The following is an 18,165-nucleotide window of genomic DNA, read 5'->3' as shown; positions in this document are numbered from 1 at the left end:
CATTGATCCACCCTAGGGCAACGGGATGCAAGATGCTAACCAGCAGCTGTCTTACCGCGTCTGTCGCTGCGCAAGGATGCATAGAGAACATGGGTACGCCAGCGCCCGTCGATTTGCAGATAACTTTGCGCAACGCCTTCGTATTTAAAGCCCGTTTTTTCCAACAACCCGCGTGAGGCCGTGTTTTCCGGCAGACAGGCGGCTTCGATCCTACTCAGATCCAACCGGGTGAAAGCCTGATGCACGACAGCATGGATGGCTTCGCGCATATAACCCTGTCGGGCAAATGGCTCGCCTGTCCAATATCCCAGCGTGCCCGACTGCGCCGGACCGCGACGGATGTTGTCCAAAGTGATCGCCCCCAGCAACATATCGTCTGCACGCCGGACCAGAAACAGCGGCAGGGCAGATCCGGCACTGATCGAACGCTGCGACCAATAAACCCGATTGGTAAACGCTTTTCGTGACAGATGATCGTCGGCCCAGGCGGGTTCCCATTTCGACAAATACTTGCAGCTTTTGGCACGCAGAGCCGTCCAACTGCGAAAATCGGCATGGACCGGAGGGCGCAGGGTCAACCGCTCTGTTTCAATTTTCAGTTTGCGTTTGAGCAGCAACATCAGGCGGCGCGGCGCTCCTGTAAAACCTCAAGTCCCGGTGCCTTTTCAACGGGACCATAAAGCGCCAAGGCCGCTGGTGCCTGTCCCGCCATGCGCTCGGCCAGATCGCGGACATCGCCGGTGGTGACGGCATCGATTTTTTCGATTGTTTCCCGGAGAGTCGGGATACGGCCCCAAATCTGGATCAACCGCGCCAGACGTTCAGCGCGATTTGACGGGCTTTCCAGCCCCATCAGCAGGCCAGCTTTCATTTGAGCGCGGGCGCGGGCCACTTCGGCGGGGGACATGTCGCCTGCCGCTCGCTTCATCTCGTCAATCGTGATGGTAGCAAGTTCCGGCAGTTGTTCAGCCGAAGTGCCTGCATAGATCGTCATCATTCCAGTATCGGCATAGGCCCCCGCTTGGGCAAAGATCGTGTAACACAGTCCGCGATTTTCACGAATTTCCTGAAACAGTCGCGAAGACATCCCGCCGCCAAGCGCCGAAGCATAAATTTGCGCTACATAGATGTCATCAGCCGTATAGCTGGGCGATTCAAACCCAAGCGCGAAATGCGCCTGTTCCAATTGTTTGGTCTGGCGGGTTTCACCACCCTTGAATGACGCAGCATCCATCTGGAACAATGGTTTCGCGGGCATGTCACCGAACAGGGTTTCGGCCAGTTTCACAATCTCGTCGTGATCCACCGCTCCTGCAGCCGCGAGCACCATCTGTTCAGGACCATAATGATCCTTGATAAAGCCCTGCAAATCATCGCGGCTGAAACTGGACACACGTTCGCTTGGCCCCAAGATCGTCCGGCCCAAGGCCTGACCCGGATAGGCCTGTTCCTGAAGCCAGTCAAAAATCACGTCGTCGGGAGTGTCGAGTGCCTGTCCTATTTCCTGCAGGATTACACCACGTTCGACCTCTATCTCACTGGCATCCATCACCGGATTTCGCAGAATATCCGCAATGACATCAAGCCCGAGGGCAACATCGTTTTCCAGCACACGCACGTAATAAGCCGTTACTTCGCGACTTGTATAGGCGTTGATGTAACCGCCAACATCCTCGATCGCCTCGGCAATCTGCAAGGACGTTCGGTTTTCAGTTCCCTTGAAAGCCATATGCTCAAGGAAATGCGCAATGCCGTTCTGTTGCGAGGTTTCATGGCGTCCACCTGCGTTCACCCAGACGCCGATCGATGCAGAGGCCAGGCCCGGCATGTGTTCGGTAACGATGCGAAAGCCATTGGAGAGGCGGTGTTCGTTCAGGCTCATAGGCCAAGCGCCCCTTTGATATGTAATTTCAATGCGTCAATGTCATTTGGTACGCGGGTCAGGCGCTCTTTGCGCTCAAACAGATCGGCCATGCGTGCTGGCAGCGGCGGGCGGATGCCTGTCGCCGCTTCGACCGCATCGGGAAACTTCGCTGGATGGGCCGTGGCGAGGGTGATCATCGGCGTTGTCTCATCGCGCTGTTCCTTTGCCACTTTCACCCCCACGGCCGAATGTGGACACAGCAGTTCACCGGTGGTTTTCAACAGGTTGGTAATGGTCGCGCTGGTTTCCGCTTCGCTGGCCCGTCCCGAGGTATAAATATCCTGCAAGGCCTGCATCGCTCCCTGACTGATGTCAAAACCGCCCTGCCCCAATTCCTGCATCAGTTGTGCAACCGCATTTGCATCCCGCCCATAGGCGTCAAACAAAGCGCGCTCAAAATTTGAACTGACCTGAATGTCCATCGAGGGACTGATCGAAGGTTCAACAACCCCCTTGTGATACCCTTGCCCCTTGAGGCAGCGGTCAAGGATGTCATTCTGGTTGGTCGCAACCACCAGATCCTTGATCGGCAGGCCCATGCGTTTAGCGATATAGCCTGCGAAAATGTCACCGAAGTTTCCCGTAGGCACGGTAAAGCTCACTTCCCTTGCGGGTGCACCCAAAGAAACAGCGGAAGAGAAATAATAGACCACTTGCGCCAGCACGCGGCCCCAGTTGATCGAATTGACGCCAGCCAGTTTTACGCCATCACGGAATTCAAAATCGTTGAACATATCCTTCAACCGGGCCTGACAATCATCAAAATCACCGTCGACGGCCAAGGCATGTACGTTGGCTTCGTCCGGAGTGGTCATCTGGCGGCGCTGCACCTCGCTGACGCGCCCATGCGGATAAAGGATAAAGACGTCTACATTTTCAAGGCCGCGAAAGGCCTCGATCGCTGCAGAACCTGTGTCGCCCGAGGTCGCGCCGACAATGGTGACACGCGCTCCTTTACGGCCAAGGGCTTTTTGAAACATCTGACCGATCAATTGCATCGCGAAGTCTTTGAAGGCCAGGGTGGGACCGTGAAACAGCTCAAGCAGGAAGTGGTTCGGTGCAAGCTGTACCAAGGGTGCGCGGGCCTCATGACCGAAACCGGCATAAGCATTAGCAATCAATTCGCGAAATTCAGCATCTGTAAATGTGTCACCAACGAAGGGGCGCATGACCGAAAATGCGATGTCTTCGTAGGATAGACCCGACATTGCGGCGATCTGGTCATGGGATAAGCTCGGAATTTCTTCGGGCACATATAGACCGCCGTCACGCGCCAGACCGGTCAGCATGGTGTCTTCAAAACTCAGTGCAGGCGCGTGGCCGCGTGTCGAGATATAGCGCATTTTTTCAGCTTTCGGATTTGGTACCGCGGCGGCGGCGTAAGAAGAGAACAGACATGGCCAGCCAAATGGCCGCCAATGAAAACCAGGTGATCGCATATTGCAAGTGGTCGTTCGGGATGCGGTTGGTGTCGACCGGCAAGGGTGTCACACCAGAACCATCCTGCGAAAGCTTGCGGGCGACAATCAACAGCGGTTCGGTTTGCAAAAAACCGGCCATGGCAGGAACGTCACGCGCAAACCAGATATTCCTGTCAAGATCCGGGTCCGGTGTAAAACCGTCTGACTCTTGTGGCCATTGCAGGTTGCCAATCACCTCAACCCGGCTCTGCGGAGTTGCCATGTTGTTGTCCTCCACCGGGATAAATCCGCGATCTATCATGATACGGCGGCCTTCTGTCTCGAATGCGGTTATCAAACGATAACCTGCTCCTGTCTCCTTTTGGGAAACAAGCACGCGCAATGTATCACCCGAAAACTCGCCACTGACCACAACCGGCAAATAGGCATCGGCGTCGCGGTCCGCAACGGCGGGCAATGTGACCGGGGCTGCAAAAATGCGCGCTTCAATACCTGCGATGATGTCTTGCTTCCAGCCAAGGCGTTGCACCTGCCACAACCCAAGGGAGACCAGTATCGCCGCCCCTCCGAGGCCGATGATGATGAGAAACAAGGCGCGGTTCATGGACACTCAAGCATAACAAAACACGCGAAGGGGGGTCTTCGCGTGTTTGGGTTTTCAGATATTGCGGTCGCAGATGCAACCCCGTGCATGGGGCTTATCAGCCGGGAATGCCAAAGACGTAAACGGCAAAGAACAGGAACAACCAGACCACGTCCACAAAGTGCCAATACCAGGCGGCGGCCTCGAATCCGATGTGCTGTTCAGGGGTGAAATCGCCCCGCATTGCACGGATCAGACAAACAGTCAGAAAGACTGTCCCGATCAGAACATGAAACCCGTGGAAACCGGTTGCCATGAAGAAGTTGGAATAGAATTCGTCGCCGCCAAACTCCCAACCGGAGTGCAATAGATGCGAGTATTCATAAGCCTGCAAGCCGGTAAAGGCGATGCCAAGGATGATGGAAATCGCCAGACCGGCAATCAGGTCCTTGCGGTTGTTTTCATGGACAAGGGCATGGTGCGCCCATGTCACCGCGCAACCGGACAACAACAGAATCAGCGTATTCATCAAAGGCAGATGGAAGGCATCAACCGGATAGACAAAAGGCGCTGTATACTCAGACCCTGCATAGTCCTCCATCGGGTACATGGCATGTTTGAAGAAAGACCAGAACCAGGCGAAAAAGAACATGACTTCGGAGGTGATAAACAAGATGACACCATAGCGAAGGCCAATCTGTACCACACGCGTGTGATCGCCGATCTTGCTTTCCAGCACGACGTCGCGCCACCAGCCGAACATCACATAGAGGACGGCAACAAAGCCGCCCAGAAACAGGAACGGCGTCACATCGTGCATCCAAAGCACCGCGCCAAAAAGCATGGCAAAACCTGCCAGAGCTCCCAGCAGCGGCCAACTGGACGGTGCGAGGATATGATAATCGTGATTTTTTGCGTGGGCCATGTGGTCCGTCCCTTACTAGTTCAGGTCTGTTGTTGTTTCTGCATCCAGGGCTGCATAACCCTCGGGCAGGTCAATTTCGTAGAATGTATAGGAAAGCGTGATGGTGTGTACATACTTCCCATCATCGTCATTGACGATTTCGGGATCAATGAAAAAGCTGACAGGCATTTGTACCCGTTCGCCGGGAGCGAGCACCTGTTCTGTAAAACAAAAGCAGTCGATCTTGTCGAAATAAGCGCCGGCAGCATAGGGTGTCACGTTATAGCTGGCCTGTCCTGCAATGGGTCGCGACGACGGATTGTAGGCCTCGTAAAATGCCAATCCCACTTCGCCGATACGCAATTCCATTTCGCGAACGACAGGTTTGAATTCCCAGCCCATGTGGCTGTTGACCGTTCCATCAAACCGGATCTTGACGGTCTGATCCAGAATTTCATCCGAAGCGGCTTCAACCTGTCCGGGTACACCGCCAAATCCGGTGACACGACAAAACCAGTCGTAAAATGGCACAGACGCCCAAGCCATGGCTCCCATGAAAACAACAACCGATACGGTTTGTACAACGGTTCTTGCAGGTCCAGATAAGGCCATCAATCTGTCCCCCCTGCAGTGCCGGCGGCCGGCGTAGTCGTGCCCGGCGAACGTGCAAAATCAGTCTGTGTGATCTTCACAAAGGTCAGAACCATGATCAGAAGGACGAAGCCGCCCAACATCAGGCCAACCCCCACATTACGCCCTTTGCGACGCGTGTGTATCTCGTGTTCAGCGCGCAACGCCATCACCAGCCCCCCAAACCGTAGGGCCGCAAGGTTGCTTCGATCAAGATCGCGCCGAAATGCAGGAACAGATAGAAGAGTGAAAGGCGGAAAAACTTGCGCTCTACCGCATAGTTATCTGCTTCGGCCATGACTTCGTCGCGTTGCCATATTCGATAGGCTCCCAGCAGGAACATGACATTCAAGACAACTGCGAAAGCCAGATAGACGTAGCCACCGATGGCCGTGAAACCAGTCCCAATGGCCAGCACAAACAAAAGGGCGGTATAGGCCAGAATATGACGCCGGGTCGCGGGGCGCCCATGGGTCACGGTCAGCATCGGCACATTTGCATCGTCATAGTCCGAGCGCATAAACAGGGCCAAAGCCCAGAAATGTGGCGGCGTCCACATGAAGATCAACGCGAACATCAACCATGCTTCGACAGAGAAACTGCCCGTTGCGATGATCCAGCCGATCACCGGTGGGAAGGCACCGGCGGCACCACCGATGACAATGTTCTGCGGCGTCGCGCGTTTCAGCCACATTGTATAGAAGACAGCGTAGAACAGGATCGTGAACAACAGCATGCCCGCAGCCAGTAGATTGGCACTCAGTGCCAGCATCATCACTGCCATGCCGGACAGGGCGACGCCGAGGGCCAAGGCCTCACCAGGCTGGACCTTGCCCGCCGGGATTGGGCGTTTAACCGTGCGTTTCATCACCGCATCAATATCCGCATCCCACCACATGTTCAGCGCACCCGAAGCCCCAGCCCCGATAGCAACAAATAGAATGGAAGCGAAACCGATCACAGGGTGCACGGAGACTGGCGCAGCCAGCATACCAACAAGCGCCGTGAAAACGACAAGCTGCATCACACGCGGCTTCAACAGGGCGAAATAATCACCAAGCTGTGCCTCGTATTCGCGCGCTGGGGTGTTGGCAATATCCGACATTTTGACCCGATGAAATGGAGAGCGGAGACCCCCCCGCTACGCTGTGATAAAAGGCGGGGTGATCCCCGCCCTACGGTCTAGTTCGACGCGACTTGGATCGCTGGCGCAATCCCTGCGTATTCTGCCTTGGCCTTGCCGATCCAGTCTGCATAGGCTGCTTCCGAGACAACTTTTACAGTAATCGGCATATAGGCATGTGCCTGTCCGCAAAGTTCGGAACACTGACCAAAATAGATGCCTTCCTCCTTTGCGCTGAACCACAATTCGGCCAAACGACCGGGCACCGCGTCCTGTTTTACGCCGAATGCCGGAACGGTCCATGCATGGATCACGTCAGAGCCTGTTACCTGAACCACGACGGTCTTGCCGACAGGTACAACAACCGCAGTGTCTGTGGCCAGCAGCCATTCATCGCGAGTGTAGCCAGCATTTTCCAGCTTTGCGACCATCACGTCGTTCAATACGTTGGCAACGGCACCGGCCTCTTCTTCTTCGGAGGTCAGGGTGGCCGGGGCACCGATCATGTAGCTGTCAAAACCGAAACCTTCGTCGACATATTCGTAAGACCAGTACCATTGGTTGCCGATCGCCTTGATCGTCAGGTCCGCCTGCGGGATTTCCTGCTGGCGGAACAGGATCGGCAAGGAATAGGCACCGATCAACACCAGAATCACGATGGGACCGATTGTCCATGCGATTTCGACCGGTGTGTGATGCGTAAAGGACGCAGGGGTCGGGTTACGCTTCGCGTTGAAACGGACACAGACCCAAAGAATCAGGCCGGTCACAAGAAGTGTAATGACCGTGATGATCACGAGAATCAGAAAATCCAGATCATGGATGTCCTGAGCAAGCCGCGTTACGGCGGGCTGAAAGCCCATTTCACCGTCGACCGGTGCCCCGATAACGTCAAGCCCCTCAATCTGCAGTGTATCCTGCGCCATTGCTGGCAAGGCCGCAAAGCTGGCCATAAACGCAGTCAGAGAAAAAAGATGTTTCATGTGTCGTCCTGATCTTGTGACCAAATTTGGCTATGATTTCACGTTAGGATGCCTGGTTGGCACCGCTCCCGTTGTCTTCCTGCTGCTTACAATCATATTCTAAGCTCAAGATAAAGTCTTTCGATTGCGTCAAACGGACGCGAAACAGCAAACTTATTTGCAGATACAGGATTGCCTAATGACCCAAACGCCTTTTTCGCCGTTCGAAAATGATCTGGATCGCGATACTGCGCTGATCGTTTTACGCGAAGCAACACAGGGTGCGGAAGATGGTGAGCTGTTCTTTGAACGCCGCCGTTCCGAGGCGCTGATGTTTGATGACGGACGGCTCAAGACCGCCAGCTATGATGCTTCGGAAGGTTTTGGCCTGCGCGCCGTGCGCGGAGAAGTCGCAGGCTATGCCCATTCTACAGAGATTTCCGAAGCGGCCTTGCGCCGGGCTGCTGAAACCGCGCGGCTGGCCGTCGGCAGCGGCGGTGGCACCTGGGCGGATGCGCCCGAGGGGACCAACCAGAAACTCTATACGGAAACGGATCCGATAGAGGGGGCCGCCTTTCCGGTAAAGATCGAAACACTGCGTGAGATCGACGCCTTTGCACGGGATCTCGACCCTCGGGTAGTGCAGGTCAGCGCCAGCATCGCCGCGAGTTTGCAGGAAATCGAGATATTGCGGCCTGAAGGCACATCGGTACGAGATATTCGTCCAATGACGCGGGTAAATGTATCCGTCATCGTAGAGCACAATGGACGTCGTGAAAGTGGCTCAGCCGGCGGGGGCGGACGTATCGGTCTGGTCGGGCTGTTGGCCGCCGCGGACTGGCAGGCCAAGGCCCGCGAGGCCCTGCGGATTGCAATTGTGAACCTCGAGGCGGTGCCCGCTCCGGCTGGGGTGATGGACGTGGTGCTTGGCCCTGGCTGGCCGGGTATCCTGCTGCATGAAGCCATCGGTCACGGGCTGGAGGGTGATTTTAATCGCAAGGGAAGTTCGGCCTTTGCCGGATTGATGGGCCAACAGATCGCGGCAAAGGGAGTTACGGTTCTGGACGATGGCACGATTCCCGATCGCCGTGGGTCGATTTCAGTGGATGATGAAGGCACCCCCTCCGCAAAAAATGTGCTGATCGAAGATGGCAAGCTTGTAGGTTATATGCAGGACCGGCAGAATGCCCGGCTGATGGGGGTGAAAAGCACGGGCAACGGGCGTCGCCAGTCCTATGCCCATATTCCGATGCCCCGCATGACCAACACCTATATGACGGGTGGTGAAACCGACCCGACTGATATTGTGGCCGGTTTGAAGGACGGCATATATGCCGTTGGGTTTGGCGGCGGACAGGTGGACATCACCAATGGCAAGTTCGTGTTTTCCTGCACCGAGGCCTATCGGGTTCAAGACGGTGTGGTCGGTGCCCCCGTCAAAGGTGCAACCCTGATCGGCGACGGTGCAACGGCGCTGAAACAGATCCGCGCTATCGGCAATGACCCTACGCTCGATCCGGGCATGGGGAATTGTGGTAAACAGGGGCAATGGGTGCCGGTTGGTGTGGGTCAGCCGACCTTGATGATCGGCGGATTGACGGTGGGGGGCTCGGCGGCTTGATCGCGCAAGGCCCGCCACTGCGACCTGCAAGATCGATTCCAAGCTGACGTGTATTTTCAGCAATCTGTTCATGCACTGTTAACCAGGTCCGCCTATACCTGATTCCAGCAACAGACGGAGCACCGGGATGACTGACAAGGAACTCGATCCTTCTTCCTCTCACCCCCCACTCCCACCCCCCCCGGAAGGCGAACAGTTTGCCCGTCTCCGACTGTTGCGCTCGCGCCGGGTAGGCATTGCGACCTACAAACGATTGCTGGCTGAAAACGGCACTGCACAAAAGGCTTTGGCCGCGTTGCCAGAGGTGGCCAGAGCCGCGGGCGTTGAAGACTACCGTCCCTGCCCTGAAGCGGTTGTAATTAACGAATTGCGCTGCGCCCGCGCCCTGGGCGCGCGATTGGTCGCCCTGGGGGATGCCCAATATCCCCCTGTGTTGGCCGAAATCGATGATGCGCCGCCGTTTCTCTGGACCTTGGGCAATCTTGCCCTGTTGGCGCGTCCGATGATCTCGCTTGTGGGGGCCCGCAATGCCTCGTCTCTGGGCACGCGCATGGCCAGGTTACTGGCCCGTGATCTGGGTGCCGCAGGCTATGTAGTGGTATCGGGACTGGCCCGTGGCGTGGATGCGGCGGCGCATCTGGGCGCGCTCGATACCGGCACACTGGCGGTACAGGCTGGCGGGATTGACGTAATGTACCCTGCCGAAAACACTGAATTGGCCCAATCGATTGCCAAAACCGGCCTGCGGCTGACTGAACAACCGATGGGCCTGCAACCGATGGCGCGACATTTTCCAACGCGCAACCGCATCATCTCGGGCTTGTCTCGTGCGACGATTGTGATTGAGGCCGCTGCGAAATCCGGCAGTTTGATCACGGCGCGTGACGCTTTGGACCAAGGGCGTGACGTGCTGGCCGTTCCCGGCCATCCCTTTGATGCCCGTGCGTCGGGATGCAATATGCTGCTGCGTGACGGTGCCACGTTGATCCGCTCTGCCGCTGATGTAATTGAGGTGCTCGGCACGCCCTCTGCCCCGCAACTCCCCCTTCCAACACCCAAAACCGCACCGGCAAAAAGAGGGTTACGCGAAACCGCAGCACTACATTTGCAGATTCTCGCCCGGCTTGGTCCCTCGCCCGTTGCTGAGGATCAGTTGATACGTGACCTGCGCGCACCGGCCGCCGAGGTGGCCCCGGTCCTTGTTGATCTTGAACTTGAGGGGCAAATCGCGCGACAGCCCGGTGGATTACTCAGCAAGGTCAGCTGAATCCCCGCTGCAGAACAGGCCTGTCGCTGGGACAATGCAAGGAAAGATTTCCGTAATTCATCCCAGCCATGCAGCTCTTTTGCATCGTCGATCTGCTGCGCCAGGGGGCATGTCGCTCACCTGCCGCATTGACAATCCCCCCCACAATCCCACATGTCACACCGCAAAGACCGCTCCAGTATTGATTGAAGGTGCCTGAATTTATGCCCGTAGTTGTTGTCGAATCCCCGGCCAAGGCCAAAACGATCAACAAATACCTGGGCGATAACTATACCGTTCTCGCTTCTTACGGTCATGTACGTGACCTGCCGCCCAAAGACGGGTCGGTCGACACCGAAAACGAGTTCGACATGAAATGGGAGGTTGCAAGCGACAGTAAAAAGCACGTCAAAGCGATTGCCGATGCTCTCTCCAGTGACAACGAACTGATCCTCGCAACGGACCCCGACCGCGAAGGCGAAGCCATCAGTTGGCACCTGCAGGAGGCGCTGACCAAACGCAAATCCATCAAGAAAGATACACCAGTCAGCCGCGTCGTGTTCAATCAGATCACCAAAAAGGCCGTGACCGAGGCAATGCAAAACCCGCGGCAAGTGGACATGCCGCTGGTTGAGGCATATCTGGCGCGCCGCGCATTGGATTATCTTGTCGGATTTAATCTGTCGCCGGTTTTATGGCGCAAACTGCCTGGTGCGAAATCCGCAGGGCGGGTGCAATCGGTCACGCTGCGTATCATCGTTGAGCGCGAGATGGAGATCGAAGCCTTTCGTGCCCGCGAATATTGGACCGTCAAGGCGCTGTTGACCACGCCCCGCGGTCAGGAATTCGAAGCACGGCTGACGACGCTGGCCGGCAAAAAACTGGAAAAATTTGACCTGGCCGATGCGACTCAGGCGGAAATGGCCGAACAGGCGATTACCTCACGCGATTTGAGCGTAACCAGCGTTGAAGCGAAACCGACGACACGCAATCCTTCGGCCCCGTTTATGACCTCGACCCTGCAACAGGAAGCATCGCGCAAGTTCGGCATGGGGGCCAAGGCCACGATGTCCACCGCGCAGCGCCTCTATGAAGCAGGCCATATCACCTATATGCGGACCGATGGCATCGACATGGCACCAGAAGCCGTGGTGATGGCGCGGGACGCGATCAAAGATCGGTATGGCTCGGAATATGTGCCCAAAGAACAGCGTATTTACAAAAACAAGGCCAAGAACGCGCAGGAAGCGCACGAATGTATCCGGCCCACTGACATGGCCAAGGATGCACGGTCGCTCAATCTCGCTGATGATCAGGCGAAACTGTATGATTTGATCTGGAAACGCACCCTTGCCTGCCAGATGGCCAGCGCGCGTCTGGAACGCACCACGGTCGAAGTGGGCAGCAAGGACGGCCAGGTTGGTCTGCGCGCGACGGGTCAGGTCGTTTTGTTCGACGGATTCTTGCGGGTCTACGAAGAAGGCCGTGACGACGTCGTTGACGAAGACGACAAGCGGTTGCCGCAGATCAGTGAAGGCGACAAGACTGACAAACGCTCGGTGACGCCTGAACAACATTTCACACAGCCGCCGCCACGCTATACCGAGGCAACACTGGTGAAGCGGATGGAAGAACTTGGTATTGGCCGCCCCTCGACCTACGCCAGCATCGTCACGACGATTCAGGATCGCGGCTATGTTCGGCGTGAGGGCCAACGGCTGATTCCGGAAGACAAGGGGCGGCTGGTGACAGCATTCCTTGAAAATTATTTCCGCAAATACATCGGCTATGATTTCACTGCTGACCTTGAGGATCAACTCGACCAGGTCTCGGCCAATGATGCGAATTACAAAGAGGTCCTGGGCCGTTTCTGGCGCGATTTCTCTGCCGCGATCGCAGAAACTGCTGATCTGCGCATCACCGAGGTGCTGGAAAAGATCAACGAGGTGCTGGAGCCGCATCTGTTTCCACCGCTTGAGGATGGCGGCGACCCCCGCCTGTGCCCGAACTGCGGAAAAGGACGGCTTTCGATGCGCACAGCACGATCAGGCGGGGCGTTCATCGGCTGTTCCAGTTATCCAGAATGTCGCTATACCCGTCCCTTTGGCCCGCCAAACCCCGAAGCCGAAGCATCTGCGATCCCGCCGGATGGCAAATTGCTGGGCGAGGACGACGGCGATGAAATCCGTGTATTCAAAGGGCGTTTCGGCCCCTATGTGCAACGCGGTGCCGTGACAGAAGAAAACAAGAAACCGCCACGCCAGTCGATCCCAAAGGACTGGCCACCTGAAGAACTGGATCTGGAGCGGGCATTGATGCTCTTGTCCCTGCCCCGCGAAATCGGACCGCATCCCGAAGATGGGATTATGGTCTGGTCCAATATCGGGCGCTATGGACCATACCTCAAACACGCCGCCAGCACCTCGGATCGTGGTGGCACCAACGCTAATCTGGCCGATATTGACGAGGTGTTCACCGTTGGCATGAACCGCGCCGTACAGTTGCTGGCCGAAAAGGTCGCGTCACGTGGTGGCCGCGGCGCAGCGGCCAAACCACTGCGCGAGCTTGGCGAACATCCTGTCGCCGGCGGAGCAGTGAATGTGATGAAGGGGAAATACGGCCCTTACGTCAAATGGGAAAAGATCAACGCAACGATCCCCGAAACGATTGACCCGGACGACATCACTATTGATCAGGCGGTGCATTTGATCGACGAACGTGCCGAAAAGGCAGGCAAGAAGAAGCCCGCCGCCAAGAAGAAGGCCACACCAAAGAAAACTGCGGCTAAGAAACCCGCCGCCAAAAAGAAGGCGGCGACGAAGAAGAGCGACTAAATGCCGCTTCATATCTTTGTGATTTGAAACGCTCTGCCCGCGGTGCGAGACCGGCCTGAAAGAAACGGTCGAAAGGCAGAGCAATGACACATTCAACTTTCACACGGCGCAGGATCATCGCGGGCGGCGCTGTTGCGCTTTTTGCGCCAACGCTGTTACGCGCAGAGACCGCCAACCAGCCAGGCGTCAGACGTAACGCCACCAGTTTTATCGCCCAGCGCTGGCAGGATCATTTCGACACACTGGGCAAAGGCGCAATTGTTGCGGATACCACCTCACGCGCATTGCATTTCTGGAACGGGGCGGGTGACGATTACCGCGTTTACCCCACATCGGTTCCGGCCTCTGAGGAATTGACCAAACGTGGTTATACCAAGATCGTGCGGAAAAAGGAGGGGCCGGATTGGACCCCGACCGCATCGATGATGGAACGCTTTCCAGACTATAAATACATGCCTCCCGGCCCGAACAATCCGTTAGGCACCCATGCAATGTATCTGAGTTGGCCTGCCTACATCATCCACGGCACCCATGACACACGCAAGATCGGACGGCGTTCGTCCGACGGGTGTATCGGTCTTTATAATGAAAAGATCGAGGAACTGTTTGCACTTTGTCCGGTTGGCACGCAGGTGCGCATCATCTGAAACCTGTTCCCTTGCGAAGGATTTGACACCGCAGCAATGCATCGTCACAAACATAAGAACGAAATTGACCTTCGAGAGGGAACAAGCCCATGAAAAAAGTCTATGGTTCAGCCGCCGAGGCGCTGGAGGGCGTGCTGGCGGATGGCATGCTTATTGCAGCCGGGGGGTTTGGCCTTTGCGGCATCCCCGAATTGCTGTTGCAGGCCATCAAGGAAAACGGTGCCAAAAACCTGACCTTTGCCTCCAACAACGCCGGTGTCGACGATTTTGGCATCGGAATCCTGCTGCACACCAAGCAGGTCAAAAAGATGATCAGCTCTTATGTTGGCGAAAACGCAGAGTTCATGCGCCAGTATCTGAGCGGCGAACTGGAGCTTGAATTCAATCCTCAGGGTACTTTGGCCGAGCGTATGCGCGCCGGTGGCTGTGGTATTCCCGGATTCTATACCAAAACGGGCGTTGGCACCGTCATTGCCGAAGGTAAAGAAGTGAAAGAGTTCAACGGAGAGGAATACATCCTTGAAAAGGGGCTTTTTGCAGATCTGAGCATTGTCAAAGCATGGAAGGCGGATGAGACCGGCAACCTGGTGTTCCGCAAGACAGCGCGAAACTTCAACCCACCCGCCGCCATGTGCGGCAAGGTTTGCATCGCCGAAGTCGAGGAAATCGTTCCGAAGGGGTCACTTGATCCCGACGGGATTCACCTGCCTGGCATTTATGTGCATCGCCTGATTCAGGGGACGCACGAAAAACGTATCGAACAGCGGACAACCCGCAAACGCGAGGAGGCTTGAACCATGGCTTGGGACAGAAACCAGATGGCCGCACGGGCGGCCGAAGAGCTTGAAGACGGTATGTATGTCAACCTCGGTATCGGTATTCCGACGCTGGTGGCCAACTATGTCGGCGACAAGGATATTACACTGCAATCGGAAAACGGCATGTTGGGCATGGGGCCGTTTCCTTTTGAAGGCGAGGAAGATCCCGACCTGATCAACGCAGGCAAGCAAACAATCACCGAATTGAACCGCACTGCCTATTTTGATTCAGCCACGTCGTTCGGTATGATCCGCGGTGGCAAGATTGCAGCGGCGATCCTGGGTGCGATGGAAGTTGCTGAAAACGGCGATCTGGCCAACTGGATGATTCCAGGAAAGCTTGTCAAAGGCATGGGTGGTGCCATGGATCTGGTGGCGGGCGTCGGGCGCGTGATTGTCCTGATGGATCATGCCAACAAACACGGAGACAGCAAGGTGTTAAGGGAATGCACCCTGCCCTTGACCGGCAAGGCCGTAGTAGATCGAATCATCACCAATCTGGGTGTTCTGGATGTGGTCGAAGGGGGGCTGCGCATTGTGGAATGTGCTGATGGCGTCACAGAAGCTGAACTGCGCGCAGCAACACAGGCGACGATAGTCTAACTGAACCTGACGATATATTGCACGAAAGAGAGGGCAGGAATTTCGCCTGCCCTTTTTAGTTCAACGCTGCAAAGACACAACCATCTGTGATCAACTCCGGTGGCGTCTTGCACAGCCCCTTGGCCACCTGAAACGCGGCCAGTACCTTTGGGACATAGTCACGGGTTTCGGGAAACGGCGGCACACCTTGATGTTTGCGTACCGACCCTTCTCCGGCATTATACCCTGCCAGCACCAGGATCGGATCACCGTCGAATTCCTCCATCAGCCAGTTCAGGTATTTAACGCCCCCCAGGATGTTCTGCGTGGCCAACATGCTGTCCTCGACACCAAACCGGCTGGCGGTATCAGGCATCAGTTGCATCAATCCCTGCGCCCCCGCGCGACTGATCGCATCTGCCTTACCAGAGGATTCAACGGTTATCACCGCTAAAACCAGCGCGGGCGAAACCTGTGTGCCCACGGTCGAGCGTAAAATGTCGATGCCATTCGCCTTCGCGATGTCCTGCAATTGTTGCAACCGCGGTACCGGAACCTTGTTGGATGCGCCCGCCAGTGCAGTTATCGCCGCCTGCAACCGTCCAGGTCCGGCGTTTGCAGCATCAGGCGATATTTTGTTCCAGAACCAAGCGTAATTTCCCGGTTGCGGTACCCCCGCCTGAGCGGAGGGCGCGGCGACCGCGGCGGCAGGTGCACGCGCAGATGCCGTCGGGTCGATCTGGATATTGATGCGATTGGTGTTTCCTGCTTTTGGTGGCTTCACTCGCTTGGCGCTGAAATCCGCAAACGGTTTTGGTCCCTCGGCCTGTGCCGGGCCCATGCAAATAATTCCCGCCAGAAGCGATGATGTAAGAATTCGGAACATCCCTGCCTGCTTTTATTCTTGTTGGCTCGATTTTCCAGAAATATCCCACAAAAAGGCCTCTCAAACCAGTCAATCATGGCGCAAAACATGGCGGTTTCGCCTTATTTCAGCGAAAAACCCGGAAAATTTGATTAAAGGCAAACAATAATCACATTATTTATGCTTCAACTTCAGGTACTTACAAAGCCAAAGACGTATATTTTAGATATAAACGAAAAAGTCACATTTGCCGCCAAATTTGCGCCCCATTCAGAGGGCTATATAACGTCATACCAAGTCGGACAGGTTGCCAACTGAGAGAAACGGCACCCACGAAGGACGGCAAGGTTGTGAACAACACTTACATGATCCTTGGAGGGACATACCATGATGAACTTTATCAAAAACTTCCGTGCAGACGAAGACGGCGCCGTAACAGTTGACTGGGTTGTGCTGACAGCAGCCGTTGTTGGCCTGGCCGTCGCAGCCTATTCCTCAATCTCCACAGGCGCGACAACCCTGACAGGCAACACCGCCTCATTCCTGGACGGTCGTAACCCTAATAACTAATTTGGGTTCACAAGCTCAATCCAAAGCTTTTGGGGTCGCCTTCTGCGTGTCAGAGCGCGACCCCTTTTCCATTGAACATGACTTTTTATTCAATCAGTCCTGAGGGCATCGACATGATGAAAAGAATCCGCAATTTCCGAATATCCGAAGACGGTGCCGTAACGGTCGATTGGGTAGTATTGACTGCTGCAGTTGTCGCCCTCGCGGGTGCTGTGCTTCTGAGCATCAAGGGTAGTTCCGACAATGTTGGCGAAGGTACCGGCAGCTATCTGCAAGACGTAACCGCCGGCGACGTATAGAACCATCCGATACATGATAAAGATGCCGGCCCAAAGTGGCCGGCGTCTTTGTTTGGGCAAAGCGTCCAGGCAGCCCCAGCCTTTCCACGGCACAGGCAAACAATCGCCATAATCGACCCTTATTGTTGATTTGGAAAAACAGGCAACCGGGGCCAATCCCGGTACGAAGAGTAGCAAGAGGTGAATGACATGCGGATGGTATTTGGACTGGTCCTATTGGTGGGCGTGGTGCTTGCTGGCGGGGCTGTATACTTGGCAAAGGATAGGATTGCACAGTATCAATATGCCAATGCCCGTGCTCAGGAAGCATTGGCAAAGATCGTGCCGACGAAGACAGTATATGTAGCCAAGGAGTCACTGAGATACGGGCAACGTCTGTCGCAAGAGAATGTACGCGCGGTGGATTGGCCCGAAAATGCCATTCCCGAAGGAACCTTTACTGATCTGACGGCACTTTTTCCGGAAAATACAGATGAGTTGCGCGTTGTGCTGCGTGCCATGGAAAAAGACGAGGCCATCATGGCGCTCAAGGTGACGGAACCGGGCGAAGACTCCGGTCTGACGTCACGCCTTGAGCGTGGACAGCGTGCCTTTACCATCAAGGTTGATGTTTCCAGCGGCGTGTCCGGGTTCCTGCGCCCTGGTGACAAGGTCGACGTTTATTGGACAGGTCGTACCAGCCGTGGCCGCAACGGCGATTCCGGCGAGGTCACCAAATTGATCGAAGCTGCGGTCAAACTGATCGCGATTGACCAAAGCGCTGGTGGTAATCTTGACGAGGCAACGATTGCACGCACCGTCACAGTTTCAGTAAGCCCGCAGCAAGTTGCCGCCCTTGCACAGGCACAATCAACCGGAAGCCTTTCCTTGTCTCTTGTAGGCGCAGAGGATGACACGATCGCTGCTGCCATCGAGGTAGATCAGCGTGCGCTCCTGGGCTTTGAGGATGAGGTGAAAGCCGTCGAAGTCGAAGCGGAAAAGGTATGCACCATACGTACCCGTCGCGGTGCTGACGTGGTCGAGTTGCCGATCCCCTGCACCAACTAGATCGCGAAAAACGGGCAAAACCAATTGCTTGAAACAGCGCTGCACCCTCGCAGCGCTGTTTTCTTTTGTGGTTATGTTGCCATTTACCC

The 18,165-nt window shown here is 55.8% G+C and carries 19 protein-coding genes; 9 read left to right on the top strand and 10 right to left on the bottom strand.

Annotated elements, in window-relative coordinates; all coding sequences use genetic code 11:
• Window positions 1-35 precede the first annotated feature (35 nt).
• The 9 genes from OS190_RS16510 to coxB all read right to left on the bottom strand — a co-directional run bounded on the left by OS190_RS16510 (window position 36) and on the right by coxB (window position 7,568).
• Window positions 36-620, bottom strand: a complete 585-nt coding sequence (locus tag OS190_RS16510; protein WP_267159822.1) for a GNAT family N-acetyltransferase — start codon at window positions 618-620, stop codon at window positions 36-38.
• Complete coding sequence (locus OS190_RS16505) at window positions 620-1,882, bottom strand: M16 family metallopeptidase (protein WP_267159821.1); 1,263 nt, start codon at window positions 1,880-1,882, stop codon at window positions 620-622. Before OS190_RS16505 ends, OS190_RS16510 begins: the two co-directional genes overlap by 1 nt.
• Window positions 1,879-3,267: a threonine synthase gene (gene thrC / locus OS190_RS16500; RefSeq protein ID WP_267159820.1), complete on the bottom strand. Its 1,389-nt coding sequence runs from the start codon at window positions 3,265-3,267 to the stop codon at window positions 1,879-1,881. The genes OS190_RS16505 and thrC overlap by 4 nt, the downstream gene beginning before the upstream one ends.
• A 4-nt stretch (window positions 3,268-3,271) precedes the next feature.
• Entirely contained in the window at window positions 3,272-3,949 is a 678-nt protein-coding gene (locus OS190_RS16495; RefSeq protein WP_267159819.1) for an SURF1 family protein, read from the bottom strand.
• 97 nt (window positions 3,950-4,046) lie between these two features.
• A complete protein-coding gene (locus OS190_RS16490) occupies window positions 4,047-4,853 on the bottom strand; it encodes a cytochrome c oxidase subunit 3 (protein WP_267159818.1) in 807 nt (268 codons plus the stop codon).
• 15 nt (window positions 4,854-4,868) lie between these two features.
• Window positions 4,869-5,444 (bottom strand): cytochrome c oxidase assembly protein, encoded by a 576-nt coding sequence (locus OS190_RS16485; protein WP_267159817.1) that lies wholly within the window; start codon window positions 5,442-5,444, stop codon window positions 4,869-4,871.
• A complete protein-coding gene (locus OS190_RS16480) occupies window positions 5,444-5,632 on the bottom strand; it encodes a cytochrome c oxidase system small membrane protein (protein ID WP_267159816.1) in 189 nt (62 codons plus the stop codon). The genes OS190_RS16485 and OS190_RS16480 overlap by 1 nt, the downstream gene beginning before the upstream one ends.
• Window positions 5,632-6,567, bottom strand: a complete 936-nt coding sequence (cyoE, locus tag OS190_RS16475) for a heme o synthase (protein WP_267159815.1) — start codon at window positions 6,565-6,567, stop codon at window positions 5,632-5,634. Before cyoE ends, OS190_RS16480 begins: the two co-directional genes overlap by 1 nt.
• A gap of 77 nt (window positions 6,568-6,644) precedes the next feature.
• Window positions 6,645-7,568 carry a cytochrome c oxidase subunit II gene (gene coxB / locus OS190_RS16470; protein ID WP_267159814.1) on the bottom strand — a complete coding sequence of 308 codons (924 nt, stop codon included), beginning with the start codon at window positions 7,566-7,568 and terminating at the stop codon, window positions 6,645-6,647.
• Between the two features lie 178 nt (window positions 7,569-7,746).
• Here coxB and tldD point away from each other — a divergent pair, with 178 nt between their 5' ends.
• The 6 genes from tldD (at window position 7,747) to OS190_RS16440 (ending at window position 15,316) form a co-directional block, all read left to right on the top strand.
• Window positions 7,747-9,168 (top strand): metalloprotease TldD, encoded by a 1,422-nt coding sequence (tldD, locus tag OS190_RS16465; protein WP_267159813.1) that lies wholly within the window; start codon window positions 7,747-7,749, stop codon window positions 9,166-9,168.
• Window positions 9,169-9,295: 127 nt separating this feature from the next.
• Window positions 9,296-10,435, top strand: coding sequence for a DNA-processing protein DprA (gene dprA, locus OS190_RS16460; RefSeq protein ID WP_267159812.1), 1,140 nt, complete (start codon window positions 9,296-9,298; stop codon window positions 10,433-10,435).
• Between the two features lie 203 nt (window positions 10,436-10,638).
• Window positions 10,639-13,248, top strand: a complete 2,610-nt coding sequence (gene topA / locus OS190_RS16455; protein ID WP_267159811.1) for a type I DNA topoisomerase — start codon at window positions 10,639-10,641, stop codon at window positions 13,246-13,248.
• An 83-nt stretch (window positions 13,249-13,331) separates the two neighbouring features.
• The gene (locus OS190_RS16450) at window positions 13,332-13,895 is read left to right on the top strand and encodes a L,D-transpeptidase (RefSeq protein ID WP_267159810.1); all 564 of its coding nucleotides are present in this window, start codon (window positions 13,332-13,334) and stop codon (window positions 13,893-13,895) included.
• Between the two features lie 89 nt (window positions 13,896-13,984).
• The gene (locus OS190_RS16445; RefSeq protein WP_267159809.1) at window positions 13,985-14,689 is read left to right on the top strand and encodes a CoA transferase subunit A; all 705 of its coding nucleotides are present in this window, start codon (window positions 13,985-13,987) and stop codon (window positions 14,687-14,689) included.
• 3 nt (window positions 14,690-14,692) lie between these two features.
• Window positions 14,693-15,316 carry a 3-oxoacid CoA-transferase subunit B gene (locus OS190_RS16440; RefSeq protein ID WP_267159808.1) on the top strand — a complete coding sequence of 208 codons (624 nt, stop codon included), beginning with the start codon at window positions 14,693-14,695 and terminating at the stop codon, window positions 15,314-15,316.
• Window positions 15,317-15,371: 55 nt separating this feature from the next.
• Here the strand turns inward: OS190_RS16440 and OS190_RS16435 are convergent, their stop codons facing one another.
• Window positions 15,372-16,181: a lytic transglycosylase domain-containing protein gene (locus OS190_RS16435; protein ID WP_267159807.1), complete on the bottom strand. Its 810-nt coding sequence runs from the start codon at window positions 16,179-16,181 to the stop codon at window positions 15,372-15,374.
• Between the two features lie 366 nt (window positions 16,182-16,547).
• Between OS190_RS16435 and OS190_RS16430 the strand changes: the two genes are divergently transcribed.
• The 3 genes from OS190_RS16430 (at window position 16,548) to cpaB (ending at window position 18,076) form a co-directional block, all read left to right on the top strand.
• The gene (locus OS190_RS16430; protein WP_267159806.1) at window positions 16,548-16,730 is read left to right on the top strand and encodes a hypothetical protein; all 183 of its coding nucleotides are present in this window, start codon (window positions 16,548-16,550) and stop codon (window positions 16,728-16,730) included.
• 113 nt (window positions 16,731-16,843) lie between these two features.
• Window positions 16,844-17,029, top strand: a complete 186-nt coding sequence (locus OS190_RS16425; RefSeq protein ID WP_267159805.1) for a hypothetical protein — start codon at window positions 16,844-16,846, stop codon at window positions 17,027-17,029.
• Window positions 17,030-17,218: 189 nt separating this feature from the next.
• Window positions 17,219-18,076 carry a Flp pilus assembly protein CpaB gene (gene cpaB, locus OS190_RS16420; protein WP_267159804.1) on the top strand — a complete coding sequence of 286 codons (858 nt, stop codon included), beginning with the start codon at window positions 17,219-17,221 and terminating at the stop codon, window positions 18,074-18,076.
• Window positions 18,077-18,165 lie beyond the last annotated feature (89 nt).

The organism is Sulfitobacter sp. F26204 (assembly GCF_026410305.1).
Lineage (GTDB): Bacteria > Pseudomonadota > Alphaproteobacteria > Rhodobacterales > Rhodobacteraceae > Sulfitobacter.
This window is presented reverse-complemented; position numbering and strand designations above follow the sequence as displayed.

Coding starts and splice junctions, on each gene's coding strand:
- topA (WP_267159811.1), top strand. CDS start 10,639: ATGCCCGTAGTTGTTGTCGAATCCCCGGCCAAGGCCAAAACGATCAAC.
- cyoE (WP_267159815.1), bottom strand. CDS start 6,567: ATGTCGGATATTGCCAACACCCCAGCGCGCGAATACGAGGCACAGCTT.
- OS190_RS16445 (WP_267159809.1), top strand. CDS start 13,985: ATGAAAAAAGTCTATGGTTCAGCCGCCGAGGCGCTGGAGGGCGTGCTG.
- OS190_RS16480 (WP_267159816.1), bottom strand. CDS start 5,632: ATGGCGTTGCGCGCTGAACACGAGATACACACGCGTCGCAAAGGGCGT.
- OS190_RS16430 (WP_267159806.1), top strand. CDS start 16,548: ATGATGAACTTTATCAAAAACTTCCGTGCAGACGAAGACGGCGCCGTA.
- OS190_RS16450 (WP_267159810.1), top strand. CDS start 13,332: ATGACACATTCAACTTTCACACGGCGCAGGATCATCGCGGGCGGCGCT.
- dprA (WP_267159812.1), top strand. CDS start 9,296: ATGACTGACAAGGAACTCGATCCTTCTTCCTCTCACCCCCCACTCCCA.
- thrC (WP_267159820.1), bottom strand. CDS start 3,267: ATGCGCTATATCTCGACACGCGGCCACGCGCCTGCACTGAGTTTTGAA.
- OS190_RS16425 (WP_267159805.1), top strand. CDS start 16,844: ATGATGAAAAGAATCCGCAATTTCCGAATATCCGAAGACGGTGCCGTA.
- OS190_RS16510 (WP_267159822.1), bottom strand. CDS start 620: ATGTTGCTGCTCAAACGCAAACTGAAAATTGAAACAGAGCGGTTGACC.
- OS190_RS16490 (WP_267159818.1), bottom strand. CDS start 4,853: ATGGCCCACGCAAAAAATCACGATTATCATATCCTCGCACCGTCCAGT.
- coxB (WP_267159814.1), bottom strand. CDS start 7,568: ATGAAACATCTTTTTTCTCTGACTGCGTTTATGGCCAGCTTTGCGGCC.
- cpaB (WP_267159804.1), top strand. CDS start 17,219: ATGCGGATGGTATTTGGACTGGTCCTATTGGTGGGCGTGGTGCTTGCT.
- OS190_RS16485 (WP_267159817.1), bottom strand. CDS start 5,444: ATGGCCTTATCTGGACCTGCAAGAACCGTTGTACAAACCGTATCGGTT.
- OS190_RS16435 (WP_267159807.1), bottom strand. CDS start 16,181: ATGTTCCGAATTCTTACATCATCGCTTCTGGCGGGAATTATTTGCATG.
- OS190_RS16495 (WP_267159819.1), bottom strand. CDS start 3,949: ATGAACCGCGCCTTGTTTCTCATCATCATCGGCCTCGGAGGGGCGGCG.
- OS190_RS16440 (WP_267159808.1), top strand. CDS start 14,693: ATGGCTTGGGACAGAAACCAGATGGCCGCACGGGCGGCCGAAGAGCTT.
- OS190_RS16505 (WP_267159821.1), bottom strand. CDS start 1,882: ATGAGCCTGAACGAACACCGCCTCTCCAATGGCTTTCGCATCGTTACC.
- tldD (WP_267159813.1), top strand. CDS start 7,747: ATGACCCAAACGCCTTTTTCGCCGTTCGAAAATGATCTGGATCGCGAT.